This window comes from Actinoplanes sp. CA-030573, assembly GCF_050951115.1.
GTDB lineage: Bacteria > Actinomycetota > Actinomycetes > Mycobacteriales > Micromonosporaceae > Actinoplanes.
The window spans coordinates 6,667,415-6,691,580 of the sequence record NZ_CP192038.1 but is presented as its reverse complement, the minus strand read 5'-3'; the positions used below and the strand labels follow the sequence as shown (position 1 = coordinate 6,691,580).

Sequence of the window (24,166 nt, the reverse complement as noted above, 5' to 3'; positions counted from 1 at the left end):
GCCGGAGCCGGGCGTCACGGTTTGATCGAGCGGTAGTAGCGGGCCGCGCCCGGATGCAGCGGCACCGGCAACGTCGAGATGGCCGAGCGGGAGTCGAGGCGCTCGGCGGCCGGGTGGGCGGCCGCCAGCACGTCGCGGCGCTCCATCAGCAGGCGGGTCAGATCGAAGGCGAGGTCGTCGTCCATCGACGACGCGACGACCAGCAGGTTGGGCACGGCGATGGTGGCGACGGCCGTCGTCCCGTACGCGGAGACCGGCACGTCGCGCACCACGTACACGTCGCTGTACGCCTTGCGCAGGCCGCTCGCCCACTTGGACAGGTCGACGATGCGCACCGAGGCCCGGCCGGTCAGCTCCTTGATGCCGGTCACCGGCAGGCCGCCGGAGAAGAAGAAGCCGTCGATGTCGTCGGCCAGCAGCGCCGCCACCGAGTCGTCGAGGTTGAGCTTCTGCTGGTCGACCCCGGCCAGGCCGGCCACGGCGAACAGGCGCTGCACGGTGACCACCGTCCCGGACCCCTGCGCGCCCACCGACACCCGGCGCCCGCGGAGGTCCTCGAGGGCGTGTATCGGCCCGGTCGCCCGCACGACCAGGTGCAGCAGGTCGTCGTACACCCGGGCCAGCGCCGCCATCGACGGCGCCGGAACCCCGCCGGAGACCAGCACGTCCGCCTGGCTGAAGCCGACCTCGGCGCGGCCCGCCGAGACCAGCTGAACGTTCTCGGCCGAGGCGGCGGTGACCAGCACACTGGCGTCGGCGCCGGGCAGGTCCTGCTCGATGACGCGGGCGAACGCCGAGCCGATCGCGTAGTAGACCGCCGTCGGGCTGCCGGTCGCGATGCGGACCCGCCGATGCGGCGGCTTGCGGACGGCGCAGCCCGCGACCGCCAGCGAGATCACCCCGGCGAGGAAGGCGCGACGCGATGGGCTCCGGAGCGTCACCTGCGCAAGTTTCCCTCAAATCCGCGAGCCGGAGGTACCCGCCGAACGGGCCCATCGCCCACGGTATCGGGATGGACCACGATCCGGTACGCGACATCGTGCTCGCCGGCGCGTTGCCCGCCGCGTTCGAATCGGCCTGTCTGCTGCGCTGCGCCGATGTCCGGCCGGCCGCCAGGCAGCGAACCGCGCCGCTGATCGGCGACACGGTGGCCGAGTTCGACCACGGGGACGCCGCGACACGGCTGACGTTGTTGCTTACCGGGTTGGGGTGCGCCGCCGACCGGGAGAGTCGCACCGGGGGCGGTCGGCGGCGCTACGACCTGCACCGGGTGCTGGTGCCCGGGGCACAGCGGATGGCCGTCGCCCGGATGACGGCGGCGGCCTGGCGTCAGGGCCGGCAGGCGCTGCTGAGCGCCGAGGCCCTGGGCGCGTCCTCGCGGCGGCACGCCCAGCGCGTGACCCTCGCCCACGCGGCGTGGCGGGCGGCCCTGCTGGCCGGCGGCCGGCGCCGTCGCGGGGACCTGCTGTGGGTGCGGACCGGCGACCAGGAGATGGCGGCGATGCTGGTCCGCGCGGCGCGCCTGATCGGGGAGGACACCGAGGTCTCCCGCCGGCCCGGGTGCTTCATGGTCGCCGTACCGCTGCGGGGCGCCCTGTCGGCCGCGTAGCCGCGAGAGGTCCGTCTAGGAGCGGGCCAGCGCCTGCTCCAGCTCGGCCTTGGTCATGTGCGAGCGGCCCTCGATCTTCTTGGCCTTGGCCTCGTTGTAGAGCTGCTGCTTGCTCTTGGCCTTGTCCGACGACTTCCGGCCGGCCGACGGCTTGCCCAGCTCCTGCCAGCGGCTCTCGGTCATCTCCACGCCGTACTTGGCGGCGGCCTTCTTGATCCGGCGGAAGGCCTCGTCCCGCTCCTTGTCGCTCACGTCGCGCACCTGGTCGAAGCGGGCGATCGCGTTGCGTACGTGCCGGGCGTCGCTGAGCGGTTCCTTGCGGACGCGCGGAAACGCGAACTCGCTGTCCGGCATCTTGTTGCGCTCTTCGGCATCCAGTTGATGTCCAGCCATGGAGTAGCACTTACCCGCGGCCGGCGATCGCAATCCGTGCGTCGTCTCCGAACTCGTCGCTCAGAACCCGAGCCCGTCGAGCGTTCTGATGATCGCGTTGCCCGTATCGCGGCGCTCCCGCTTCCGGTCGCCTTGCGCTGCCGGGGCACAGGGCTCGCCCAGAAGCGCCAAGGCGTCATCGGCCTTCTCGGCGACGTCGAGGCGGCCGGCCTGAACGGCGGCCTCGCGCAACCGCGTGGCCAGGGCCGCAAGCCGCGCGGCCGGTGATCCGTCGTCGGGCTGTCCCGCGTGCTCTGCCATGACCTCAGGCTATGCCGCCCCCGCCAGCCCGGCTCACGGGCTCTGCAGGGCGACCCGCAACCAGTCCTCGACGCCGGCCACGTGCACGGTCGCCCACGAGCGGGCCAGGTCGGGCTGCCGGTTGGCCAGCGCGTCGAGGATGGCGGCGTGCTGCTCGCGGGTCCGCTCGACCGCGCCGGCCTGGGTCAGTCCGCGCCAGATGCGGGCCCGCGTCGTCGGCCCGGAGAGGCTGTCGATCAGCGAGCACAGCAGCGCGTTGCCGGAGCCGGCCGCGATCCGGTGATGGAACTCCAGGTCGTTCGCCACCAGCTCGTCGATCGTCGCGTCCTCGGAGAGGCTGGCCAGGACCTTGCGCAGGGCGTCGATGTCGTCGGCCGACATGCGGGTCGCGGCCAGCGCGGTGGCGGCGGGCTCGAGGATGCGGCGCACCTCGAAGAACTCCAGCACCGTGTCGTCGCGGTGGAAGTCGACGATGAAGTTCAGGGCGTCCAGCAGCAGCTGAGGGGCGAGGCTGGTCACGTACGTGCCGTCGCCCTGCCGGACGTCCAGCACCCGGATCAGCGACAACGCCTTCACCGCCTCGCGCAGCGAGTTGCGCGAGAGCCCGAGCCGCTCGGCGAGATCGGCCTCGCGCGGCAGCCGGTCACCGGGCCGCAACTCCCCGGCGACGATCATCGCCTTGATCTTCTCGATCGCCTCGTCGGTCACTGCCACCGGAACCCCCTACGCCAGACTGAGATGGTAGGTCCGCACGGCCGTACCGCCGAGCACCTCGGCCCGAGCGTCCCGCGGCAGGATCGCATTCAAGGTCGAGAGCCATTTCCCGTACGTCGAGGCCAGCGTGCAGACCGGCCAATCCGACCCGAACATCAGCCGTCCGGCCCCGAACAGCTCGAGCGCCCTCAGCACGTACGGCCGCAGGTCGTCCGCGGTCCACCCGGTCCAGGCGGCCTCGGTCACCAGCCCCGACAGCTTCGCGGTGACGTTGGGGCACGCCGCGAGGTCGCCCAGGTCGGCCGCCCACCGGTCGAAGCCCCGTTCCCGGATGGGCGGCTTCCCGAGGTGGTCGAGCACGAACCGCACCCCCGGCAGCGCGGTGGCCGCCCGCGCCGCCGACGCGATCTGATCGGCCCGGATGACCAGATCGAAGGCCAGCCCCGCCTCCCCGACGGTCGCCAGCCCCCGCCGCACGTCGTCCCGGTCGAGATAGCAGACCGCAGCCCGCTCGCCGAACGCCTGGACCTGCGCACGGATGCCCACGAGATGTTCCCCGCCCGGCAGCCCCCGATACTCCTCGATCGTGTCCGCCAGCCCCGGATCGGCCGGATCACCCCACGCCACCACACCGGATATCTCAGAAACATCCGAAGCGAAGGCCAGCAGCAGACGCGCCTCGCCGGTGTCGCAACGGCCGCCCTCGACCAGCACGGTATGCGAGACCCCGTTCGCCTTCAGCTCGTCCCGCAGGTCGTCGGGCGTGAAGGTCCGCCGGATCGGCGCGAGGGACGGCTCGTCCAGCCACGCATAGCCCTGGTCGACCCGCCACAGGTGGTGATGCGCGTCGACGATCATCGGGCGCTCACCGGGATCGGGGCGTCCGGGCGCAACAGCCCGTTCTCCACCAGGTCGGCCCACAACTCCGGCGGCGGCTCCGGGCGGGGACCGAAGTTGGCGCGGGCCTGCTGCCGGCTCTGCGACCCGACGACGACCTTCGTCACGGCCGGGTGGGCGGCCGCGAACGCCAGGGCGGCGGCCGGCAGCGTTGTCGCGTGACGGCGGCATGTCTCCGCGATGCCGGCCGCCTTCGCCAGCACGGGCGCGGGCGCCGCGGCGTACTCGTAGATCGGCCGTTGACGTGGATCTTCGACGGCGAGGATGCCGCTGTTGAAGACGCCCACGTTGACCACCGCGACCGACCGGCGCCGGCACTCGGCCAGGAGGGGGAGGGCGGGCTGTTCGAGCAGGGTGTAGCGGCCGGCCACCATGACGGTGTCGATGTCGGTCTCGGCGACGAACCGCGACAGGATCCCGACGTCCTTCGAGCCGACGCCGATCGCGCGCACCACGCCCTCGGCGCGCAACCGGTGCAGCGCCGGATAGCCCTCGGCCAAGGCCGGGCGGGGGTGGTGCTCGGGGTCGTGCAGCAGCACCAGGTCGACCCGGTCGAGGCCCAGCCGGCTCAGGCTCTCCGACAGCGACCGCCGCACCCCGTCGGCGCTGAAGTCCCACACCCGGCGGTGCGTGGCCGGCACCTCGAACAGGTCGGGATCGCGCCCGGCGGGGGACCCGGCCGGCACCAGCAGGCGGCCGACCTTGGTGCTCACCTCGTACGCGTCCCGGGGGAGCCCGCGCAGCGCGGCGCCCAGCCTCCTCTCGCTCAGGCCGAGCCCGTAGTGCGGCGCGGTGTCGAAGTAGCGCACGCCGCACTCCCACGCCGCCGCGACCGTGTCGTACGCGGCGCCGTCGGAGATCGCCGAGTAGAGGTTGCCGAGCGGCGCGCACCCGAGCCCGGGCGAGGCCGTCACGGCAGCTCCCACACCAGCGGCAGCCCGCGGTCGTTGCCGGAGTAGTCGTCCTCGACCTCCAGCAGCGCCGCCATCTTCTTCTGCCACGGCACGTTGGCCGGATGCTCCCGCAGGAACGCCCGCATCCGGCCGTAGTTCAGCACCTCGACCACGTGGAACAGGTCGAGGCCGTCCCGCCAGATCTCCCACGAGCGCACCCCGGCCTCCCGCAGCGCCCCGTCCAGATCGGACGGGATCTCGGCGTGCAGCGACTCGTACTCCTGCTCCATGCCCGGCTTCAGCCGGGTGTGCAACGCGATGCGTTCCATTCAGTCCTGCGCCTTACCCGACGTGAGCCGCGCCAGCACGAGCGCGGCCAGGATGATCGCGCCGTAGATGGCCTGGATCCACTGGGCCGAGACACCGCCCAGGGTGAGGATGTTGTTGATCAGACCGAGCACCAGCACGCCGCACAGCGCGCCGAAGAGCGTGCCCTTGCCGCCGTCGAGGCTGACCCCGCCGATCACCGCGGCCGCGAACACCGTGAAGATCATGCCCTGGCCCTGCGCCGCCGCCACCGAGCCGAGCCGGCCCGTCATCAGCAGTCCGGCCAGCGCCGCGAGCAGACCACCCGCGATCAAGACCAACCACACCACGCGGTCGGTACGGATGCCGGCCGCCCGGGCCGCGTCCACGTTGCCGCCGATCGCGTAGACCGACCGCCCGGCTCGCAGGAAGCCCAGCGCCAGAATGCCGGCCGCGTAGAGCAGGGCGCAGATCCAGATCGACGCCGGCAGCCCGAGCCAGGTCGCGTTGCCCAGGTAGAGCACCGACGGCGGGACGTCGAACAGGTTCTGCCCGCCGGTCAGGCCGATCTGCAGGCCGCGCAGCACGATCAGCATGCCGAGCGTGACGATGAACGCGGACAGCCGGAACCGCAGGATCAGCAGCCCGTTGAACGCCCCGATCACCGCGCCGGTGAGCAGGCACAACGGGATCGCCAGCGCGGTCGGCCACTCGGTGCCGAGGCCGTTGCTGGCCGTCGGGATGACCAGTCCGAGCGCGAGCGCGGGGGCGAGCCCGATCGTCGACTCGAGCGACAGGTCGAACTTGCCGGCGATCAGGATGACCGCCTCGGCCAGCACCAGCAGCGACAGCTCGGTCTGCTGCTGCAGCACGTTCACCAGGTTGGACTTGCTCAGGAACACCGGGTCGATGATCGCGCCGACCACGACCAGCAGCACGATCGCGGGCACCAGCGCGAGGTCGCGGAAGCGGGCGAGCCGCAGCCGCGGGCGCGGCTCGGTCGGGGTGGAGGTGGACGGGGCGAGGGTTCCGGTCACGACTGCACTCCTTCGACGGCGGCCACCAGCTCGGTGTCGTTCCACCCGCGCGCTTCCTCGCGCACGATCCGGCCGTGGAACATGACCAGCACCCGGTCGCAGCCGCGCACGTCGTCGAGCTCGTCGGAGACGATCAGCACGGCGGTGCCCGCGGCCGCGGCGTCGGCGACGGCGTTCAGGAGGGATTCCTTCGACCGTACGTCGACCCCGGCCGTCGGGCTCACCAGGACGAGCGCCTTGGGGTCGCTGGCCAGCGCCCGGGCCAGCACCACCTTCTGCGCGTTGCCCCCGGAGAGCCCGTTGACCGGCTGGTCGGGTCCGCTGGTCCGGATCTCGTACCGGTCGATCATGGCGACCGCCGCCTCCCGCCGCCGGGCCGGCAGCGTCATGCCGGCCGGGCCCAGGCGGCCGACCGTCATCGTCGCGTTCTCGGCGACCGACAGCAAGGGGACCAGGCCCTCGCGGTGGCGGTCCTGGGGCAGGTAGCCGATGCCGGCCGCGAGCGCGGCCGGGACGCTGCCCGGCTTCGGCGCCGTGCCGCCGACCGTGATCGTGCCGGCGTCGGCCTTGTGCAGGCCGGCGATGGTCTGGGCGAGCGCGTTCTTGCCGCTGCTGCCCGAGCCGACCAGCCCGACCATCTCGCCGGCCCGGACCGTGAGGCTGACGTCCTCGTAGGTCCCCGCCCGGGTCAGCCCGTCGACCCGCAGCACCGCCGCCTCCCGCGCGGTCGATCCTTCGCGACTCATCAGCCCGGCCGCCGCGTCGCCGGTCATCGCGCGGACCAGGTCGTCGTGGGGCAGCTCGGCGACCGGGGCGGTCAGCACCGTGCGGGCGTCGCGGAACACGGTGACGGTCTGGCACACCTCGTACACCTCCTGGAGGTGGTGCGAGATGAACAGGAACGTCACGCCGGAGCCGCGCAGGTCGCGCATCCGCTCGAAGAGCCGGTCGATGGCGGCGGCGTCGAGCCGGGCCGTCGGCTCGTCGAGGATGATGAACCGGGCGCCGAACGACAGCGCCCGGGCGATCTCGACGAGCTGGCTCTGCTCGACCGTCAGGTCACCGGCGACCGTGCCGGGGTCGATCCGCACCCCGTACCGGTCGAGAAGCTCGGTCGCGTTGCGGCGCAGGCCGCGCCAGTCGATCAGCCCGCGCCGGGTCCGCTGCCGGTTGAGGAAGAGGTTCTCGCCGACCGTGAGGGTCGGGATGATCGTGGACTTCTGGTAGACGCAGGCCACCCGGCGGCGCCAGGCGTCCCGGTCGGCCAGCGGCGGCGCCGGCTCGCCGTCGAACGTGACCGTCCCGGCGTCGGCCCGCTGGAGGCCGGTCAGGATGGACACGAGCGTCGACTTGCCGGCGCCGTTGCGTCCCACGAGCGCGTGCGTCTCCCCGCCGGTCAGGGCGATGCCGGCGTCGTCCAGAGCGGTGGTGGCGCCGTACCGCTTGGTGATGCCGCGCGCTTCGACCGCCGTCATATCTGGTTGCCCCACAGGGACTTGTCGTCGACGTTGTCCTTGGTGACCAGGGGAGCGGCGAGCTGGTCCTCGAGGGTGCCGCCGCCGACGTCCACGATGGTCGAGTCGTGGTCGGTCGGTCCGGGCTGGAAGGTCTTGCCGTCCACGGCCGCCTTCGCGTAGAAGAGCGCGTACTTCGCGTACAGGTCGGCGGGTTGGGAGACGGTCGCGTCGATCTCGCCCTTGCGGATCGACTCGTACTCCTGGGGGATGCCGTCGTTGGAGACCGCGAAGATGTGCTTGGGGTCGGTCGGCGGCACCAGCAGGCCCTTGGACTTGAGCACCTGCAGCGTCGGGGCCAGGAAGGCGCCGCCGGCCTGCATGTAGATGCCCTTGATGTCGGGGTGCTGGGCGAGCCGGGTCTGCAGCGCGGCGGCCGCCTTGGGCCCCTCCCACTCGGTCGGCTCGGCGAAGACGGTGATGCCCGGGAACTTGGTCTTCATGCAGTCGCCGAACGCCTCCGACCGGTCCCGGCCGTTGACCGACGACAGCGAGCCCTGGAACTCGATGACCTTGCCCTTGCCGCCGAGCTTCTGACCGAGGAACTCGCACGCCTTCTGGCCGTACGCGCGGTTGTCGGCCCGGACGACCATGAACACCTTGCCCTTGTCGGGGCGGGTGTCGACCGAGACCACCGGGATCTTCTTGGACTCGAGCGTCGTCAGCGTGGACGCGATCGCGCCGGTGTCCTGCGGCGCCATCACGATCGCCTTGGCGCCCTGGCTGACCAGGGCCTGCGTGTTGGCGACCAGCTTCGAGACGTCGTTCTGCGAGTTGGTCGGGGTCATCATGTTGATGCCGAGCTCACCGGCGAACTTCGGCACGTACTTGGCGTAGGAGGTCCAGAAGTCGGTGTCGGCGCGGGGGAAGTCGACGCCGATGGGCGGGTTGCCGTTCGCGGCCGCGGTCTGCGTCTTGTCGTCGGCACAGGCGGCCGTGGCGGTGGTTGTCAAGATCAAAACGGCGGCGAGCGCCGAACGGGATGCGTACCTCATCGTGGATCCTCTCGAGAGAGGTGGATCGGTAACACGCCGGTAATTGATCGGAGGTCTATCAGTCCCTCATGGACGAGTGCAAGGTCTAGGCCCGATTTATCGCATCATCCATCCGATGTTCTGCCAATGACGATGGCTTCATCGTGGAGCTGAAGCCGGGGGCGGCCGGCGCCCGGTAGCGGCCCTGGTGGACGACCACGGGATCGACGAAGTGCTCATGCAGGTGATCGACGTACTCGATGATCCGGTCCTGCATCGAGCCGGAGACGGCGACGTAGTCGAACATGGACAGGTGTTGCACCAGCTCGCAGAGGCCGACGCCGCCGGCGTGCGGGCAGACCGGGACGCCGAACTTGGCCGCCAGCAGCAGGATCGCGATGTTCTCGTTGACGCCGGCGACCCGGGCCGCGTCGAGCTGGAGGTGGTGCAGCGAGCCGGCCTGCAGCATCTGCTTGAAGACGATGCGGTTCTGCACGTGCTCGCCGGTGGCCACGGTGATCGGTGCGATGGCCTCGGCGATGGCCCGGTGCCCGAGGATGTCGTCCGGGCTGGTCGGTTCCTCGACCCACCAGATGTCGTACGGGGTGAGCTCCCGGATCCAGGCGATCGCGTCGGGCACGTCCCACCGCTGGTTGGCGTCGACCGCGATCCGGATCTCCGGGCCGCACGTCTCCCGGGCGATCCGCAGCCGGCGCTTGTCGTCCTCGAGGTCGGCGCCGACCTTGAGCTTGATCTGCCGGAAGCCCTGGTCGATGGCCTCCTTGCAGAGCCGGCGCAGCTTGTCGTCGTCGTAGCCGAGCCAGCCCGGGGAGGTGGTGTAGGCGGGGTACCCGTTCCGGACCAGGTCGCTGGTCCGGTCTTCCCGCCCGGTTCGACCCGTGCGCAGGATCGTCAGGGCCTCCTCGCGGGTCAGGGCGTCGGTCAGATAGCGGAAGTCGACGAGGTCGACGATCTGCTCCGGGGACATCTCCGACAAGAGCCGCCAAAGCGGCAGGCCGGCCCGCTTGGCCTTCAGATCCCAGAGCGCGTTGATCACGGCCCCGATCGCCATGTGCATGACGCCCTTCTCCGGCCCCAGCCAGCGCAGCTGCGAGTCGTGCACGAGCTCCCGCCAGACCGCGCCGAGGTCGTCGTCCACCGGCCGCCCGACCAGGTAGGGCTTGAGCGCCGCGATCGCCGCCGTCTGCACGTCGTTGCCGCGCCCGATGGTGAACGCGAACCCGTGCCCCTCGTGCCCGTCCGGGTCGTCGGTGCGGATCACCAGGTACGCCGCCGAGTAGTCGGGGTCGGGGTTCATCGCATCCGAGCCGTCCCGCTCGAGCGAGGTGGGGAACCGGATGTCGTACGTCTCGATCGCCGTGATCACGCTCATGCGGGTGATCCGATGATTGCTCGTCCCATGTCGCGACGGTGGGCTGTTCCGTGACTTTGCAGGGTCATACATCGGATGTCTATCAGGCCCCGCGAGGGGGAACAAGGGAGGTGACCCCTGACGAAAGGAATCGACCATGACATCTCCGCAGGGCCTGCCCGCCGCCGCCGTGCCGCTGGCCGCCGAGATCACCGAGAACGAGAACGGGCCCGAATCGGCGGCCCGCCGGACCGGGGCCACGGTCGGCGCCTCGGACGCCGACGCCGACGCGGCCGCCTCGGGCGCCGACGTCGACCTGACCGGCGCGACCCGGGACTCCGACGGCGTACCGGTCGGGGAGGCCGACGCCGAGGCCGACCGCAAGGCCTCCGGCGCCTGATCCCGGGACTTCCGCCCCTCCCGTCGCCCGGCGCCCCCGGGCGACGATCGGGACATGATGACAAGCAGCGTCCCCTGTTCCCGTCCCCCGAGACCCCAGCCGTGGGGGCTCAGATCGTGGCGCGGTGGCCGGACGCCATGGTCCCGGCGTCGGAGCTCGTGGCCCGGGAGCCGGAATTCGGCGCCCGGGTGACCGTGACCCACCCGGAGCCGGTCCCCGAGCGCATCGCCGCCCTGGCCGCCGCCATCCCGCACCGCCACACCAACCGCCTGCCGTTCGCCGACCTCCCGGTCGCGCCCCCGGTGATCGACGAACTGCGCGCCGCCGCCCGAACCGAGGGCGCCGTCCTCGCCGTAGCCTCTCCCGCCGCGGCCGACGCGATCCTCTCCCTGGCCCGCACCGCCGACGACTACCTGCACACCCGTCCCGGCTACCGCCGGGAACTCGCCCGCCGCGCCCGGCCGAGCCGTTCGAGCCCCACCCCACGCTGCTGATCCTGGCCACCCATGGCGCCACCCGAGCCGACTGGATCCGAGCCGGTCAGGCATTGCAGCGCGTCCTGCTCACCGCCACCTGGCACGACGTCGCCGCCTCGCCGATCGGCCAGCCGGTCGAGGTGCCGTCGATCCGCCGGCGCCTGCTGGATCCGGCGGCCGGCCTCGCGGTCCAGATGGTCCTGCGCATCGGGTACGGCCGCAGGGCCGGTCGGACCCCGCGCCGGCCGGTGTCCGAAGTGCTGGTCCGCCCGGCCTGAGCCGCGCCCCGGTCGGCCAGCGGGCGCCCGGTCGTCTCGCGGGCGCCGCGGCGCTGGGCGGCTTCGTCGCGGCGCTGCACAAGGCCGGCGGCGCGCTGCACGTCCTCGTCGACGGTGGCCAGCGCCGCCCGCCATTCCCGTCCCGGCTCCGGCCGAAATCTCGCCAGACCCCCGCCCTGACCTGTTGCCCAACGTGTTGCGGGCACGTTAACGTGTGGGAGCGCTCCCATCGACGGACGTAACTTCTGCTCGGAAGGAAGCCCGTGTCCCCTCTCCCCGCATCCCCCCGCATGAGGCGGCTGACCCCCGTCCTCGCCGTTGCGGTGGCCGCCGCCGGTGTCTGGATCACGACCGGCGGCACGGCCAGCGCCGGCGTTGTCAGCGGCAGCCTCTATCGCGACCCCGACACCGCCGTCGCCCGCTGGGTGGCGGCCAACCCGAACGACTCGCGCACCGCGGTCATCCGGGACAAGATTGCCAGCCAGCCGGCCACCCGCTGGCTGTCCAACTTCAACGTGTCGACGGTGCAGAACGAGGTCTCCTCGTACGTCGGCGCGGCCAACGCCGTCGGGCAGATCCCCGCCCTGACCGTCTACGGCATTCCCAACCGGGACTGTGGCGGCGCTTCGGCCGGCGGCGCGCCGGACCTCAACACGTACCAGAGCTGGATCTCCAATATGGCGCGCGGCCTCGGCAACCGGACCGTGCTGATCATGCTGGAGCCGGACTCGATCGCGCTGCAGACGTGCCTGAGCGCCGGCGAGATCACGGCCCGCGACAACGCCCTGCGCACCGCCACCCAGACGCTCAAGGGCGCCAACCCGAACGCGAAGGTCTACCTCGACGCCGGCCACTCGGCCTGGAACAGCGCGAGCGAGCAGGCCAACCGGCTGGTCGCGGCGGGCGTGGCCGACGCCGACGGCTTCTACTCCAACGTCTCCAACTTCAACTCCACCAGCGCCGAGGCCGCCTTCGGGCGCAACGTCATCTCGGCGCTCAACGGCCGGGGCGTGAGCGGCAAGCGCCAGGTCATCGACACCAGCCGCAACGGGGGCGCGTCGGGCGACTGGTGCGGTGACGACAACACCGACCGCCGGATCGGCCAGTACCCGACCACGAACACCGGGGACGCCAACATCGACGCGTACCTGTGGGTGAAGCCCCCGGGTGAGGCCGACGGCTGCAAGTACGCCGCCGGATCGTTCCAGCCCGACCTCGCCTACAGCCTGGCCAGCAGCGCGCCCAACCCGCCGGTGACCACGCCGCCGACGACCGCGCCGACCACGCCGCCGACGACCGCGCCGACCACGACGCCGCCGACGACCCCGCCGACCTCGATCCCGCCGAGCGGTGGGTGCACCGCGAGCTACCAGACGGCGAGCTCGTGGCAGGGCGGCTTCCAGGGCACCGTCACGATCAAGGCGGGCAGCCAGGCGATCACCGGCTGGACGGTCACCTGGCCGCTCGGCAGCGGCCAGTCGATCACCCAGCTGTGGAACGGCGAACTGTCCACCAGCGGCGGCATCGCGACCGTCCGCAACGTGTCCTGGAACGGCTCGCTCGCTCCGAACGGCACCGCCTCCTTCGGCTTCCTGGCCAACGGCACGGCGAGCACCCCGAGCATTTCCTGCACCGCCCGCTGAGCGACGCTGACGGACCTCACCAGCCGGTGAGGTCCGTCAGCCGCGAGCGCAGATAATCGAGCGTGTCGTCCTCCGGCACGGCCGCGTCCCAAATCTTGTCGAACCGCCGCCGGTGCCGCGCCACCGATTGATCCTCGACAATCTCGTCGTGCAGCCCGCTCTCCCGGTAGAGCACCTCCCCGCGCCCCTCCGAGCTTAGGGTGAGCAGGTCGAACGTCGCATTGTTGGTGACCGCCGCATCGAACTTGAACGGCACCATCCGCATCCGCAGCCGCCCGTCGGCCGCCAGCTCGGACAGAAATCGCAGCTGCTCGCGGAAGACCTCGGTCCCGCCGATCGGGCGCAGAAAAACAGATTCATCGAGCAGCGCGTACGCCGTTAGCCCGCGGCCCAACCGCGACAGCATGGTCTGACGGCGCCGTTCCCGGGCATCGGCGCGGACCCGCCGGGTGGTCGCCGGCACGTCGTCGCCGAAACTGTCGAGATTGGCCCGCGCATAGGCCGGGACCTGCAACGGCCCGGGCATGAAGTAGACCTGGTAATAGCGAATTTCGACGGCCTCCGACTCGTACTCGATGAGCCGCAGGATCGCGTCGGAGAGATGTTCCCGGAATTCCGGCGCGTGGTACCACTCGGTCCGCCGCCGGCTCCGCGCGATCTTCGCGATCGCGATCAGCTCGGCCACCGTGTCGCGGTCGCGCACCTCGAGGAAGCTCAGCAGCGGCCGCAGATCGTTCGGGGCGATCGACACGTCGCCGGTCTCGATCCGGATCACCTTGCTGACCGACCACTCCATCGCCTCGGCCACCTGCGGCTGGGTGAGGCCGGCACGCTCGCGGGCATCACGAAGCGCCAGCCGGACGTGGCGGCGGGCGACGGTCGGCGAAAACTCCTCGGGCACTGATCGGACTGTAGCGGTAGATCCCCGCCCGATGACCACCCGCACCGAGCGCGGCGAGCTCGATTTCAGCTCGCGTCCCGGGACCGACGGCCGTCAGCGCAGCCGGAACAGGACCTCGCCGGCCTGCGGGATCACCATCGTCTCCGGGTCGTCGGCCAGGGCCTCGAGGTCGACCGCGGCCGGGTCGAGGTAGTCCAGGTTGGCCCGGCGCACCACGTCCTCGGGGATGCCGGTGGCCAGCGTGACCGTGACCCGGCCGTGCTCGCCGGTCTCCTCGTCCCACGTGCCGGCGCCGCGCAGGTGCGTCGAGTGGGCGAGGACGCCCCAGTGGTGGTGCGCGAACCGGTCCCACTGCTTCACGAAGTAGTCGCGGCAGTGGTAGCCGATCTCCTCGATCTCGGGATGCATCTCCGAGATGCGGGTGATGTGCGGGGCGTAGAGGATCACCTGGCCGCCGTCGGCGACGATCGGCTCGACCTTGTAGAAACCCTTGGCGCCGGTCCACATGTCGTCGTACTTCTCCGGGATCAGCGACAGGATCCGGCGTACGGGCGCATGAAGGTATTGGATGTGGGTTTCGGCGGAGATGTCGGCGCAGGCGGCCCACGCCTCCTCCGGCGTGCCGAACGAGGCCGCGTGCAGCGCGCCGGTGCCCGACTGCACCACCAGGCACAACGCCAGCCGGCGGCTCGGGATCAGCGCCGCGGCCTCGTGGATCAGCGCGCGGACCGGCGTGACGCCGCGGGTGCCGATGATCGACGCGCTGGTGATCAGCGCGCCCAGCCAGTGCGAGAAGTCGATGATCTCCTGGCCCGCCACGCCCGGGAAGAAGTACTTGTTGCCGCCCGAGAACCCGACCACCTCGTGCGGGAAGACCGGGCCGACGACCAGGCAGACGTCGTGCTCGACGACCGCGCGGTTGAGGGTGACGTCGACCTCGCGGCGCATCCGTCCCTCGGCCAGCTCGGCGACCCGGTCGGCGCCGATGACGCCGAGCGAGACCAGCGCCGACGGCTCCCACCACTCGTGGTTGCGCACGTCGAAGCCGGGGTAAGGCCCGCCCAGATGCTTGGCGAGCTGCGCCTGCGACATCGGCGCGTGCGTGCCGAGCGCGACCAGCACGGTCACCCGCCCGGCCCGGCCGTGCAGCGCCTCGTGGACGGCGCCGAGCAGCAGCGGAAGCGGGCAGCTGCGGGTCGCGTCGGGCACGATCACGCACACCGACTTGCCGTCCAGGTCCTCCCGCCGCAGCTGTCCGGCGACGAACGCGCGTACCGTCTCGTCGTCGAGCACCTGATCGGCGGCTCCGATCGTGTCACCCATGTGCGCAACCCTCCGTCGTGTGCGCGCGGCCCGCAAGCCGCCGCCCCGCTAAGGTGCACTGATGTCGCCCAGCACCCGGCCGATCCACGACGTGCTCTGGAAGGCCGCCGGCAAGCTGCGCGGCACGATGGACGCGTCGCAGTTCAAGGAGCTCGTGCTCGCGCTGGTCTTCCTCAAGTACGTGTCGGATGCCGAGCCGTTCCGGGTGCCTCCGGCCGCGCGCTGGGGCCGCATCGCCGATTCGTCCTCGCTGAATACCGCGATGGATTCGCTGATGCGGGCGAACCCGGCGCTCGGCGGGGTGCTGCCGCGCATTTCCGGCACCATCGACCCCGGGCGGCTGGCGTCGCTCGTCGAGCTGATTGGCGGCCTGCGCTTCGAGCGGGGCGGGGATCTGCTCGGCGAGGTCTACGAATACTTTCTCGAACGGTTCGCGCGGGCCGAGGGGAAACGGTCGGGGGAGTTCTATACGCCGGCGGGCGTGGTGCGATTGCTGGTCGAGGTTCTGGAGCCGTTCCGGGGGCGCGTCTACGACCCTTGTTGCGGTTCCGGGGGAATGTTCGTGCAAGCCGCGCGGTTCGTGGCCCGGTCCGGGGACATCGCGGTTTTCGGGCAGGAGGCGAACGAGCGCACCTGGCGGCTGGCGAAGATGAATCTGGCCATCCACGGCATGGACCCGGTCGGAATCGGGGATCGGTGGGCGGACACGTTCGCCGACGACCGGCATCCGGGGCTGACCGCCGATTTCGTCCTGGCCAATCCGCCGTTCAACTACAGCGACTGGGCCCGCCGGGTGGACGATCCGCGCTGGCGGTACGGGGTGCCACCCCTGGCCAATGCCAACTACGCCTGGTTGCAGCACATCGTGGCCAAGCTCGGGCCGGGCGGCAGCGCGGGCGTGGTGCTGTCGAACGGGTCGATGTCGTCGCGGCAGTCCGGCGAGGGCGAGATCCGCGCCGCGCTGGTCCGTGACGATCTCGTGGCGTGCATGGTGGCGCTGCCCGGCAACCTCTTCCGCACCACCGCGATCCCGGCCTGCGTGTGGTTCCTGACCAGGAACAAGACGGCGTTCGGCCGGCGCGGCGAGGTGCTGTTCGTCGACGCGCGCCGGCTGGGCACGATGGTCGACCGGACCGAGCGGGTGCTGTCGCCGGCGGACATCGGGCGCATCGCGGCGGCCTATCACGCCTGGCGGGGAACAAGCCCCATCCCGTACGCGGATGAGCCCGGCTTCTGTTACTCGGCCTCGCTACCGGAGGTAGCCGGGCACGGTTACGCGCTCACGCCGGGCACCTACGTCGGCACGCCGGAGGGTGACGCCGACACCGAGCCGATCCCCGACCGGATCGCGCGGCTGACCAAGGATCTGTTCGTCCAGTTCGAGGAGACGTCCCGCCTCGAGGCGGTGGTGCGGGAACAACTCGGCCGGCTCGATGTCTAGGTGGCCGGTCGGGACCGTGCGGGATGTCGCCGTGCCGAGGGGTCTCGTCGGCGGCCCGTTCGGGTCGGCCCTGGGCGGCAAGGACTACGTGCCGTCGGGGGTGCCGGTCATCCGCGGTTCCAATCTGGCCTCGGCCGGTTTCTTCGACGCTTCCGAGTTCGCCTTCGTGACGGCGGAAAAGGCGTTGTCACTCGGCGGTAATCTCGCCCGCCCGGGCGACGTCGTCTTCACCCAGCGGGGCACGCTCGGGCAGGTCGGCATCATTCCGGACGGCCCGTTCGACACCTATGTGGTCTCGCAGAGCCAGATGCGGTTGCGGGTCGATCCGGCCAAGGCGGTGGCGCGTTTCGTCTACTACCAGTTCCGGACGCCGGCGTTGGTCGACGCGATCCGCAACAGCGCGATCACCACCGGGGTGCCGCACATCAACCTCGGCATCCTCGGCGCGTTACCGATCGTGATCCCGCCCCTCGAGGCGCAGGAAGCGATCGCGTCGGTGCTGAGCGCGATCGACGAGAAGATAACGGCGAACTCCCGTTCGGCCGTCACCGCCTTCGATCTGGCCGCGGCGGAGTTCGCGCGTGCCGCGGTGTCTTCGTCGCGGCCGGTCCCGCTCGGCGAGGTGCTCGATCTGGCCTACGGCAAGGCTTTACCGGCGGGCCGGCGGCGCCCCGGGCCGGTTCCGGTCTACGGCAGCGGCGGCGTCTCCGGAACGCACGACCGGGCACTCGTCGGCGGCCCGGGCGTCATCGTCGGGCGCAAGGGGACGGCCGGCTCCGTGCACTGGTCACCGGGCGACTTCTATCCGATCGACACCACCTATTACGTGCGCCTGAAGAATCGAATGCTTTCCCTCCCGTACGTCTATTTCCTGCTCCGCGGTCTGGGATTGAGCGAGATGAACTCCGACTCGGCGGTTCCGGGGCTGAACCGCTCGCGGGCGCTCGCCGTGCCGGTGCGGCTGCCGGCGGCGTCGGCGATCGCCGAGTTCACCGCGCGTGTGCGGCCGCTCTTCGCGCTGCGTGACCAGCTGGCGAGCGAGAACGACGCGCTGTCCGGGCTGCGCGACTACCTGCTGCCACGGCTGATCGCGGGCGAGATCGAAGTGCGATAGACCCGATATCGATTCGTGGCACCGCCGGCACGCCGCCGAGACCGCGCGTCCGTTGAATGCCGACCATGAGCGCACAGATCGAGGTCGTGCGGACGGGGATCAATCCATATCGGGCGACGCTCGCCGTTTTCCTGGTCGTCGTGGCGGCGACCTGGTGGCGCCCGATCCACCCGGCCGAGCAGGCCATGCACCATTCACTGACGCTGATCGGACTGGTGGCGCTGGTCCTGGTGCAAAGGGCACGGCCCCTGCCGTACGCGTCCTTTCTGCTGATTTTGCTGTTCCTGACCCTGCATTCGGTCGCCGCCCGCTGGATCTACTCGTTCGTGCCCTACGACGACTGGACGCGGGCGCTGTTCGGGGTGCGGCTCTCGGAGGTGTTCGGCTGGCAGCGCAACAACTTCGACCGGCTCGTGCATTTCTCCTACGGCGCCTGTTTCGCCCCGGTCATCTACCGCGCCCTGCGTGAATGGCGCGGCTGGCGTCCGCGGTGGGCGGCGTTCGCGGCGGTCGACATCGTGCTGTCCACGAGCGCGCTGTACGAGCTTTTCGAATGGGGGGTGGCGATGACGCTCGCGCCGCAGGCGGCCGAGGCCTACAACGGTCAGCAGGGCGACATGTGGGACGCGCAGAAGGACATGAGCATCGCCACGCTCGGCGCGGTGGCCGGGGTGTTCGTCTGTCTCGCGGCCGCCCGTCCGGGCCGGGGGCGCCGATGACGGCGCCCGCCGGTTCCGGCGTCAGACGGCCGTTCCCGGCGGCGACTTGAGCAGCGGCGCGGCCTCGGCGACATAACCGCCGCGACCGGCGCGGAGGGCGCCGGCGGCGAGCCGGATCAGATCGATGTTGACGCCGGCCGCGCCGCTCGGGTCGTGCACCTTCAACCGCACGTCCAGGCTCACCTCGGTGCCGCCCCAGCCCTGCGCCTCGACATTGAGATGCGCGACCTTCTGCGATCCCAGGTGCGGCAGGTATCCGAGCGGCGCGATCTGCACCTTGTCCGAGCCGATCGCATTCAACTTCGATCGGTGCTTCGTGCCGGGGTTCTCGACGAGGTTGCGGAAGTCCTCGGTGCCGCCGAGATTGACCTGATACGAGCTCACCAGCGTGAGTCCGCGCTCCTCGAGCAGGCGCAGGAGCGTCCGGTGCAGCACCGAGACGCCGAACTGGCTGGCCAGGTCGTCCCCGATCAGCGGCAGGCCGGCGGCCTGGAACCGGTCCAGGATGGACGGCTCGCGGGCGACCGGATCGGCGGTCGTGTTGATGAAGGCGGCCTTCGCCGTCAGGGCCGCCTCGGCGTAGGCGCGGGCGACCTCGGGGCGGCCGCTCGGCGCGGAGTAGAGGACGACCTCGGCGCCGTTCAGGGATCGCGCCACGCGCTCGATCTCCGTCCCGTCCAGCAGGCCCCGCCGCACCTCAATGCCGGCCGGCGGCAGCTCGGCGCCGAGGTGGGGGAAGTTGTTGGGCGGCGCGAAGATCGCCTCGTGCAGGGGCTTGCCGACCTTGCCGGGCGAGAGGGCGAAGGCCGCGACGACGTCGATGTCGCCGACGCCCAGGCCGGCGATCTCCGGGCGGCGGATGCCGACCAGGCTGCCGGTCTGCCGGTAGAAGGCGATGCCCTGCACCAGGGCCGAGGTGTTGTTGCCGACGCCGACGACGGCGACCCGCGCGTTCTCGATCATGGTTGCCGAGGTTAGCGAGGCGGTGCCATCGACCACCGGCGCGCCATCGCCGACCATCGGCCAAACTTTGGTCGATGCCCGGTTTGTACGGCTCCCCTCCGGCGCTTCCGGGCGTAGGTTGAATTCCATGAACAAGCTCATCAACGACCCGGCGGGAGTGGTCCGCGACGCTCTCCGGGGTCTCGCGGCGGCACATCCTGATTTGCGGGTCGACCATGAGCAACGGGTCGTCTTCCGCGGCGACGCGCCCGTGTCGGGCAAAGTCGGGCTCGTCTCCGGCGGCGGCTCCGGCCACGAGCCGTTGCACGCCGGCTTCGTGGGCATGGGCATGCTCGACGCGGCCTGTGCCGGCGAGGTCTTCACCTCCCCGGTTCCCGACCAGATGGTGGCCGCCACCAAGGGCGTCGACGGCGGCGCCGGCGTGCTGCACATCGTGAAGAACTACACCGGCGACGTCATGAACTTCGAGATGGCGGCCGAGCTCGTCGCGGCCGAGAGCGGCACCGAGGTGGTCGCCGTGGTCACCGACGACGACGTGGCCGTGCAGGACAGTCTCTACACGGCCGGCCGCCGTGGCGTCGGCGTCACGGTCCTGGTCGAGAAGATCGCGGGCGCCGCCGCCGAGCAGGGCCGGCCGCTGGCCGAGGTGGCCGAGGTGGCCCGCAAGGTCAACGCGAACGGCCGCAGCATGGGCGTGGCGCTGACCTCGTGCACGGTGCCGGCCGCCGGCAAGCCGACGTTCGATCTGCCCGACGGCCAGATGGAGGTCGGCATCGGCATCCACGGCGAGCCGGGCCGCCGCCGGGTGCCGATCGCGAGCGCCGCCGAGATCGCCGAGATGCTGGTCTCGCCGATCCTCAACGACCTCGACTTCACCGGCGGCGACGGCGTCATCGCCTTTGTGAACGGCATGGGCGCGACGCCGCTGCTCGAGCTTTACGTGATGTACCAGGAGGTCGCCACCATCCTCGAGAAGAACGGCATCGGCATCGCCCGGTCGCTGGTGGGGCCCTACATCACGAGCCTCGACATGGCCGGCTGCTCGGTGACGCTGGTCAAGGCCGACGACGAGACGCTGCGGTTGTGGGACGCCCCGGTGCGTACGCCCGCGCTGCGGTGGGGAGTCTGACCCATGGCCGACACCGTCGACCTCGACGCGTTGCAGCGGTGGATCCGTGAGTTCGCCCGCCTGATCGCCGAGCACAAGGAGATGCTCACCGAGCTCGACTCGGCGATCGGCGACGCGGACCACGGCGCCAACATGGACAGGGGCATGGCCGCGGTGGTCGCCGCCCTCGACAGCGAGGCGCCCGGCCGCCCGGCCGAGCTGTTCAAGCGCACCGGCATGACCCTGGTGAGTACGGTCGGCGGCGCGAGCGGCCCGCTCTACGGCACCGCCTTCCTGCGCATGTCGGCCGGCGTGGGCGACGCCGAGACGCTGGATGCCGACGACCTCGCCAAGGTGCTGCGGGCGGCCCTGGAGGGGATCACCGCGCGCGGCAAGGCGGTCGAGGGCGACAAGACCATGGTCGACGCGCTGTCCCCGGCCGTCGCCGCGTTCGAGAAGGCGGTCGGGGGCGGCCAGCCCCTGGCCGAGGCCCTGGACGCGGCGGTCCGCGCCGCCGAGGAGGGCCGGGCCGCCACCATCCCGATGGTCGCCCGCAAGGGACGGGCCAGCTACCTGGGCGAGCGTAGCGCCGGGCACCAGGACCCGGGCGCCACGTCGGTGACGTTCCTGCTGGCCGCGGCCGCGACGTCGCTGGGCTGAGCCCCGATGGAGGCGCTGGGCCGGCCGAGCGGGCGCCGGACGCGTTCGGTCGGCCTCGTCGTGGTCAGCCACAGCCGTGCCCTGGCCGAGGCGGCCGTGTCCCTGGCCCTGGAGATGCCGCACGCCGGCGACCTCGCGGTGGAGACCGCCGCCGGCCTCGACGAGACCACCCTGGGCACCGACGCCGTGGCCATCATGGCCGCGATCGAGGCCGCCGACCGCGGCGACGGCGTGGTCGTCCTGATGGACCTGGGCAGCGCGGTCCTCTCCGCCGAGCTGGCGCTGGAGATGCTCGACGACCAGGTGCGGGACCGGGTCGTGCTGTGCCCGGCCCCGCTGGTCGAGGGCTTGGTGGCCGCGGTGGTCGCGGCGGCGTCCGGCGCCGCGCGCGACGAGGTGGCGGCCGAGGCGGTCGGCGCGCTGCAGGGAAAGCAGTCGCAGTTGGGGCTTCCGGCGCCGGAGCCGTCGCGTGGCGCTCCGTCGGCAACGGACACATCGGCCGACGCGTCGGCGCGGGCGACGGGCGGCAGGGCGGGCGGCGGCGCGGCGGGCGGCGGCGCGGCGGGCGGCGGCGCGGCGGGCGGCGGCGCGGCGGGCGGCGGTGATGGTGCGGCGCGGCGGGTGACGGTCACCAATGCGCATGGGTTGCATGCTCGGCCGGTGGCCCGGCTTGTCACGGAGGTCCGGCGGTTCGATGCGGTGGTGGAGGTCCGAAATCTGACGACCGGCTCGGGATGGGTGCCGGCGGCGAGCCTGTCCCGCGTGGCGACGCTGGGAGTCTTGCAAGGCCACGAGATCGAGGTGCGTGCGTCCGGAGTGGAGGCGCGGCAGGCGGTCGATGACATCATGGCGCTGGCCGAGCGCGGGTTCGACGACGATGACACGAGCTCGTTCGGCGACACGAGCTCGTTCGGCGACACGAGCTCGGTCGGCGACGCGCGCTCGGTCGGCGACGCGCGCGGTTTGGCGGCCGGGACCGGCCTGCCGGCCAGCGCGGCGGGCGCAGGGGAAATCGGCGGGGCGGGCGCAGGGGAAACCGGAGCGGCGGGCGCAGGGGAAATCGGCGGGGCGGGCGCAGGGGAAACCGGAGCGGCGGGCGCAGAGAAGACCGGCGGGGCGGGCGCAGAGGAAAAGAGTTCGGCCGCCACCCCGTCATCCCTCCCGCTTTCCGAGTGGCCGGCGACATCCGGAGATCCGGCGCGCAGGCAAGGGGCGGCCACCTACCTCGCGCGCGGGCAAGCGGCCTCTGCTGGTGTCGCTGTGGGGCCGGCGTGGTTGGCGCGGCCCGGGCGCGCGCCCTCCGCGGACACGGCCGGGGGCGGCACGGCCAAGGGCGGTGCGGCCGGAGGCGGCACGGCCGAGGGCGGCGCGGCCAAAGGCGGCACGGCCAAAGGCGGCACGGCCAAGGCCGGCGCGGCCAAGGGCGACACGGCCAAGGGCGACGCGGCCGGGGGCGGCACGGCCGCGGGCGGCACGGCCACGAGCGGCACGGCCGGGGGCGACACGTTCCCGAGCGGCACGGCCCTGCCCGACATTTCGGAAATGTCGCCCGATGGCGACGTCGATGACGAGTGGCAGCGGGTGGAGGCGGCGATCGACCTCGTGCGCGGGGAGATCGAGCGGGCTCGGGATCTTGCGGGAGCCGCGGGTGGGATCTTCGAGGCGCATCTGTTGTTGCTGGAGGATCCGGAGCTGCTGGGGGACGTGCGGGAGAGGGTCGATCGGGGGGAGGCGGCGCCCAAGGCGTTTGCCGAAGCGGCGGGGCGGGTTGCCAGCGAGTTCGAAGGGCTCGGGGATTCCTATCTGGCCGGGCGCGGGGCGGATGTCCGGGCCGTCGCCGGTCAGGTCGTGCGGGCGATGCTGGGCGTCGGCGAGAGCGCGCTCGACGGGGACGGCGTCCTGGTCGCGCGGGATCTCACGCCGGCCGAGGCGGTGGGGCTTCGGCCGGAGCGCGTGACGGGGGTGCTGCTCGCGGAGGGGAGTCCTACGTCGCACGGGGCGATTCTCGCGCGTACGCGGGGAATTCCGATGGTGGTGGGAGCGGGGGCCGGCGTGCTCGGGGTCGACGCCGGCACGGTTGTCGCGCTCGACGGCGGGACCGGGGAGTTCGCGGTGCGGCCCGATGCGGCGACGCTGGCCGATTACCAGGGGCGCGCGGCGGAGCGAGGCCGGCGGCAGGAGGCGGCGGTTCGGCGATCGGGGGAGCGGGCGGCCACGAAGGACGGCGTCGCGATCGCGGTGGCGGCCAACGTCGGGTCGGTCGGGGACGCTGTGGCGGCGGCGGAAAACGGGGCCGACCTCGCGGGGCTGGTGCGGACCGAATTCCTCTTTCTCGACCGGGATACCGCTCCCGATGTCGAGGAGCAGGTCACCGCGTACCGGGAAATCGCCGAAGCGCTCGGCGGGCGGCGCGTCACTTTGCGCACGCTCGACGTGGGTGGCGACAAACCGCTCCGTTATGCGGCGCCGGTGGGGGTCGAGCAGAATCCGTTTCTCGGGGTCCGGGGATTGCGGTATTCGCTGCGGCGGCCGGAATTGTTCCGGGCGCAGTTGCGGGCGATTGTCCAAGTGGCGCGGGAAACGCCGGTCAGCGTCATGTTTCCGATGGTCAGCAGCGTGCGCGAGCTGGTCGAGGCGCGGCGGATGCTCGAGGCGGAACGGCCGCCGGAGAGCCTGCGGGTCGGGATCATGGTCGAGGTGCCGGCGGCGGCGCTCAAGGCCGGCTCGTTCCGGGCGCATGTCGACTTCGTCAGCATCGGGACCAACGATCTGACGCAGTACGCGCTCGCGGCCGAGCGTGGGAATCCGGCGGTGCCGGCCGATGGGCTCGATCCGGCGGTGCTGCGGCTGATCGAGGTGGCGTGCCGGGAGCTGGGCCGGACCGTGGCCGTGTGCGGGGAGCTGGCGGGGGACGAGGCGGCGGTTCCGCTGCTGGTGGCGCTGGGGGTGCGCGAGCTGAGCGTGGCTCCGCCGGCGGTGCCGCTGGTCAAGGAGGCGGTGCGCGCTACGGCGATCGATCGGGAGGTGGCCGGGCGGGCGCTGGAGCTCGCGGATGCGGAGGCGGTGCGCGCGCTGATGGCCGGGAGACGCGAAGATCGGAAGGAGAGCCCCTGAGGGGTTCGGCGACGTCG

General features: G+C 71.8%; 25 protein-coding genes. 11 read left to right on the top strand and 14 right to left on the bottom strand.

Going from position 1 to position 24,166, the window contains the following annotated elements; translation table 11 throughout:
• Positions 1–14 precede the first annotated feature (14 nt).
• Positions 15–941 carry a TAXI family TRAP transporter solute-binding subunit gene (locus ACQP2F_RS30870; protein ID WP_433293544.1) on the bottom strand — a complete coding sequence of 309 codons (927 nt, stop codon included), beginning with the start codon at positions 939–941 and terminating at the stop codon, positions 15–17.
• Positions 942–1,012: 71 nt separating this feature from the next.
• On the opposite strand from ACQP2F_RS30870, the gene ACQP2F_RS30865 reads away from it, so the two are divergent.
• Positions 1,013–1,609 carry a hypothetical protein gene (locus tag ACQP2F_RS30865; protein WP_433293541.1) on the top strand — a complete coding sequence of 199 codons (597 nt, stop codon included), beginning with the start codon at positions 1,013–1,015 and terminating at the stop codon, positions 1,607–1,609.
• Positions 1,610–1,624: 15 nt separating this feature from the next.
• Here the strand turns inward: ACQP2F_RS30865 and ACQP2F_RS30860 are convergent, their stop codons facing one another.
• From ACQP2F_RS30860 to ACQP2F_RS30815, 10 genes are all read right to left on the bottom strand, one after another.
• Positions 1,625–2,002, bottom strand: a complete 378-nt coding sequence (locus tag ACQP2F_RS30860; RefSeq protein WP_433293539.1) for a DUF6582 domain-containing protein — start codon at positions 2,000–2,002, stop codon at positions 1,625–1,627.
• Between the two features lie 60 nt (positions 2,003–2,062).
• Positions 2,063–2,302 (bottom strand): hypothetical protein, encoded by a 240-nt coding sequence (locus tag ACQP2F_RS30855; RefSeq protein ID WP_433293537.1) that lies wholly within the window; start codon positions 2,300–2,302, stop codon positions 2,063–2,065.
• A 33-nt stretch (positions 2,303–2,335) separates the two neighbouring features.
• Positions 2,336–3,016, bottom strand: a complete 681-nt coding sequence (locus tag ACQP2F_RS30850) for a FadR/GntR family transcriptional regulator (RefSeq protein ID WP_433293535.1) — start codon at positions 3,014–3,016, stop codon at positions 2,336–2,338.
• Positions 3,017–3,025: 9 nt separating this feature from the next.
• Positions 3,026–3,874: an amidohydrolase family protein gene (locus ACQP2F_RS30845; RefSeq protein WP_433293533.1), complete on the bottom strand. Its 849-nt coding sequence runs from the start codon at positions 3,872–3,874 to the stop codon at positions 3,026–3,028.
• Positions 3,871–4,827: an aldo/keto reductase gene (locus ACQP2F_RS30840; RefSeq protein ID WP_433293531.1), complete on the bottom strand. Its 957-nt coding sequence runs from the start codon at positions 4,825–4,827 to the stop codon at positions 3,871–3,873. The genes ACQP2F_RS30845 and ACQP2F_RS30840 overlap by 4 nt, the downstream gene beginning before the upstream one ends.
• Complete coding sequence (locus ACQP2F_RS30835; protein ID WP_433293529.1) at positions 4,824–5,135, bottom strand: L-rhamnose mutarotase; 312 nt, start codon at positions 5,133–5,135, stop codon at positions 4,824–4,826. The genes ACQP2F_RS30840 and ACQP2F_RS30835 overlap by 4 nt, the downstream gene beginning before the upstream one ends.
• The gene (locus ACQP2F_RS30830) at positions 5,136–6,149 is read right to left on the bottom strand and encodes an ABC transporter permease (protein ID WP_433293527.1); all 1,014 of its coding nucleotides are present in this window, start codon (positions 6,147–6,149) and stop codon (positions 5,136–5,138) included.
• Positions 6,146–7,624 (bottom strand): sugar ABC transporter ATP-binding protein, encoded by a 1,479-nt coding sequence (locus tag ACQP2F_RS30825; RefSeq protein ID WP_433293525.1) that lies wholly within the window; start codon positions 7,622–7,624, stop codon positions 6,146–6,148. The genes ACQP2F_RS30830 and ACQP2F_RS30825 overlap by 4 nt, the downstream gene beginning before the upstream one ends.
• Positions 7,621–8,658, bottom strand: coding sequence for a sugar ABC transporter substrate-binding protein (locus tag ACQP2F_RS30820; RefSeq protein WP_433293523.1), 1,038 nt, complete (start codon positions 8,656–8,658; stop codon positions 7,621–7,623). Before ACQP2F_RS30820 ends, ACQP2F_RS30825 begins: the two co-directional genes overlap by 4 nt.
• Before the next feature lie 85 nt (positions 8,659–8,743).
• Positions 8,744–10,030: an L-fuconate dehydratase gene (locus ACQP2F_RS30815; protein WP_433293521.1), complete on the bottom strand. Its 1,287-nt coding sequence runs from the start codon at positions 10,028–10,030 to the stop codon at positions 8,744–8,746.
• 136 nt (positions 10,031–10,166) lie between these two features.
• Between ACQP2F_RS30815 and ACQP2F_RS30810 the strand changes: the two genes are divergently transcribed.
• The 4 genes from ACQP2F_RS30810 to ACQP2F_RS30795 all read left to right on the top strand — a co-directional run bounded on the left by ACQP2F_RS30810 (position 10,167) and on the right by ACQP2F_RS30795 (position 12,806).
• Positions 10,167–10,409, top strand: a complete 243-nt coding sequence (locus tag ACQP2F_RS30810) for a hypothetical protein (RefSeq protein ID WP_433293519.1) — start codon at positions 10,167–10,169, stop codon at positions 10,407–10,409.
• Between the two features lie 101 nt (positions 10,410–10,510).
• Positions 10,511–10,903, top strand: coding sequence for a hypothetical protein (locus tag ACQP2F_RS30805; RefSeq protein ID WP_433293517.1), 393 nt, complete (start codon positions 10,511–10,513; stop codon positions 10,901–10,903).
• A 53-nt stretch (positions 10,904–10,956) separates the two neighbouring features.
• On the top strand, positions 10,957–11,163 hold the full coding sequence (locus ACQP2F_RS30800; RefSeq protein ID WP_433293515.1) for a hypothetical protein: 207 nt from the start codon (positions 10,957–10,959) through the stop codon (positions 11,161–11,163).
• A 290-nt stretch (positions 11,164–11,453) separates the two neighbouring features.
• Positions 11,454–12,806 (top strand): glycoside hydrolase family 6 protein, encoded by a 1,353-nt coding sequence (locus tag ACQP2F_RS30795; RefSeq protein ID WP_433293513.1) that lies wholly within the window; start codon positions 11,454–11,456, stop codon positions 12,804–12,806.
• Positions 12,807–12,822: 16 nt separating this feature from the next.
• Here the strand turns inward: ACQP2F_RS30795 and ACQP2F_RS30790 are convergent, their stop codons facing one another.
• Positions 12,823–13,707, bottom strand: coding sequence for a helix-turn-helix domain-containing protein (locus ACQP2F_RS30790; RefSeq protein ID WP_433293511.1), 885 nt, complete (start codon positions 13,705–13,707; stop codon positions 12,823–12,825).
• Between the two features lie 93 nt (positions 13,708–13,800).
• Positions 13,801–15,030, bottom strand: a complete 1,230-nt coding sequence (locus ACQP2F_RS30785) for a lactate racemase domain-containing protein (RefSeq protein WP_433293509.1) — start codon at positions 15,028–15,030, stop codon at positions 13,801–13,803.
• Positions 15,031–15,091: 61 nt separating this feature from the next.
• Between ACQP2F_RS30785 and ACQP2F_RS30780 the strand changes: the two genes are divergently transcribed.
• The 3 genes from ACQP2F_RS30780 to ACQP2F_RS30770 all read left to right on the top strand — a co-directional run bounded on the left by ACQP2F_RS30780 (position 15,092) and on the right by ACQP2F_RS30770 (position 18,304).
• Positions 15,092–16,471, top strand: coding sequence for an N-6 DNA methylase (locus ACQP2F_RS30780; RefSeq protein WP_433293507.1), 1,380 nt, complete (start codon positions 15,092–15,094; stop codon positions 16,469–16,471).
• A gap of 31 nt (positions 16,472–16,502) precedes the next feature.
• A complete protein-coding gene (locus ACQP2F_RS30775) occupies positions 16,503–17,585 on the top strand; it encodes a restriction endonuclease subunit S (RefSeq protein WP_433293505.1) in 1,083 nt (360 codons plus the stop codon).
• Positions 17,586–17,650: 65 nt separating this feature from the next.
• Complete coding sequence (locus tag ACQP2F_RS30770) at positions 17,651–18,304, top strand: DUF2238 domain-containing protein (protein WP_433293502.1); 654 nt, start codon at positions 17,651–17,653, stop codon at positions 18,302–18,304.
• Between the two features lie 21 nt (positions 18,305–18,325).
• Here the strand turns inward: ACQP2F_RS30770 and ACQP2F_RS30765 are convergent, their stop codons facing one another.
• Positions 18,326–19,267: an inositol-3-phosphate synthase gene (locus ACQP2F_RS30765; protein WP_433293500.1), complete on the bottom strand. Its 942-nt coding sequence runs from the start codon at positions 19,265–19,267 to the stop codon at positions 18,326–18,328.
• A gap of 127 nt (positions 19,268–19,394) precedes the next feature.
• Between ACQP2F_RS30765 and dhaK the strand changes: the two genes are divergently transcribed.
• The 3 genes from dhaK to ptsP are packed head-to-tail and all read left to right on the top strand — an operon-like array spanning position 19,395 to position 24,149.
• Positions 19,395–20,396 (top strand): dihydroxyacetone kinase subunit DhaK, encoded by a 1,002-nt coding sequence (gene dhaK, locus ACQP2F_RS30760; RefSeq protein ID WP_433293498.1) that lies wholly within the window; start codon positions 19,395–19,397, stop codon positions 20,394–20,396.
• A gap of 3 nt (positions 20,397–20,399) precedes the next feature.
• Entirely contained in the window at positions 20,400–21,035 is a 636-nt protein-coding gene (gene dhaL / locus ACQP2F_RS30755; RefSeq protein WP_433293496.1) for a dihydroxyacetone kinase subunit DhaL, read from the top strand.
• 6 nt (positions 21,036–21,041) lie between these two features.
• Entirely contained in the window at positions 21,042–24,149 is a 3,108-nt protein-coding gene (ptsP, locus tag ACQP2F_RS30750; RefSeq protein ID WP_433293494.1) for a phosphoenolpyruvate--protein phosphotransferase, read from the top strand.
• Positions 24,150–24,166: the final 17 nt, after the last annotated feature.

What these genes read in the sequence shown, in the direction of transcription:
- ACQP2F_RS30865 (WP_433293541.1), top strand. Translation starts at nt 1,013, where the DNA reads ATGGACCACGATCCGGTACGCGACATCGTGCTCGCCGGCGCGTTGCCC.
- ACQP2F_RS30860 (WP_433293539.1), bottom strand. Translation starts at nt 2,002, where the DNA reads ATGGCTGGACATCAACTGGATGCCGAAGAGCGCAACAAGATGCCGGAC.
- ACQP2F_RS30855 (WP_433293537.1), bottom strand. Translation starts at nt 2,302, where the DNA reads ATGGCAGAGCACGCGGGACAGCCCGACGACGGATCACCGGCCGCGCGG.
- ACQP2F_RS30845 (WP_433293533.1), bottom strand. Translation starts at nt 3,874, where the DNA reads ATGATCGTCGACGCGCATCACCACCTGTGGCGGGTCGACCAGGGCTAT.
- ACQP2F_RS30835 (WP_433293529.1), bottom strand. Translation starts at nt 5,135, where the DNA reads ATGGAACGCATCGCGTTGCACACCCGGCTGAAGCCGGGCATGGAGCAG.
- ACQP2F_RS30825 (WP_433293525.1), bottom strand. Translation starts at nt 7,624, where the DNA reads ATGACGGCGGTCGAAGCGCGCGGCATCACCAAGCGGTACGGCGCCACC.
- ACQP2F_RS30820 (WP_433293523.1), bottom strand. Translation starts at nt 8,658, where the DNA reads ATGAGGTACGCATCCCGTTCGGCGCTCGCCGCCGTTTTGATCTTGACA.
- ACQP2F_RS30815 (WP_433293521.1), bottom strand. Translation starts at nt 10,030, where the DNA reads ATGAGCGTGATCACGGCGATCGAGACGTACGACATCCGGTTCCCCACC.
- ACQP2F_RS30810 (WP_433293519.1), top strand. Translation starts at nt 10,167, where the DNA reads ATGACATCTCCGCAGGGCCTGCCCGCCGCCGCCGTGCCGCTGGCCGCC.
- ACQP2F_RS30795 (WP_433293513.1), top strand. Translation starts at nt 11,454, where the DNA reads ATGAGGCGGCTGACCCCCGTCCTCGCCGTTGCGGTGGCCGCCGCCGGT.
- ACQP2F_RS30785 (WP_433293509.1), bottom strand. Translation starts at nt 15,030, where the DNA reads ATGGGTGACACGATCGGAGCCGCCGATCAGGTGCTCGACGACGAGACG.
- ACQP2F_RS30780 (WP_433293507.1), top strand. Translation starts at nt 15,092, where the DNA reads ATGTCGCCCAGCACCCGGCCGATCCACGACGTGCTCTGGAAGGCCGCC.
- ACQP2F_RS30770 (WP_433293502.1), top strand. Translation starts at nt 17,651, where the DNA reads ATGAGCGCACAGATCGAGGTCGTGCGGACGGGGATCAATCCATATCGG.
- ACQP2F_RS30765 (WP_433293500.1), bottom strand. Translation starts at nt 19,267, where the DNA reads ATGATCGAGAACGCGCGGGTCGCCGTCGTCGGCGTCGGCAACAACACC.
- dhaK (WP_433293498.1), top strand. Translation starts at nt 19,395, where the DNA reads ATGAACAAGCTCATCAACGACCCGGCGGGAGTGGTCCGCGACGCTCTC.
- dhaL (WP_433293496.1), top strand. Translation starts at nt 20,400, where the DNA reads ATGGCCGACACCGTCGACCTCGACGCGTTGCAGCGGTGGATCCGTGAG.
- ptsP (WP_433293494.1), top strand. Translation starts at nt 21,042, where the DNA reads ATGGAGGCGCTGGGCCGGCCGAGCGGGCGCCGGACGCGTTCGGTCGGC.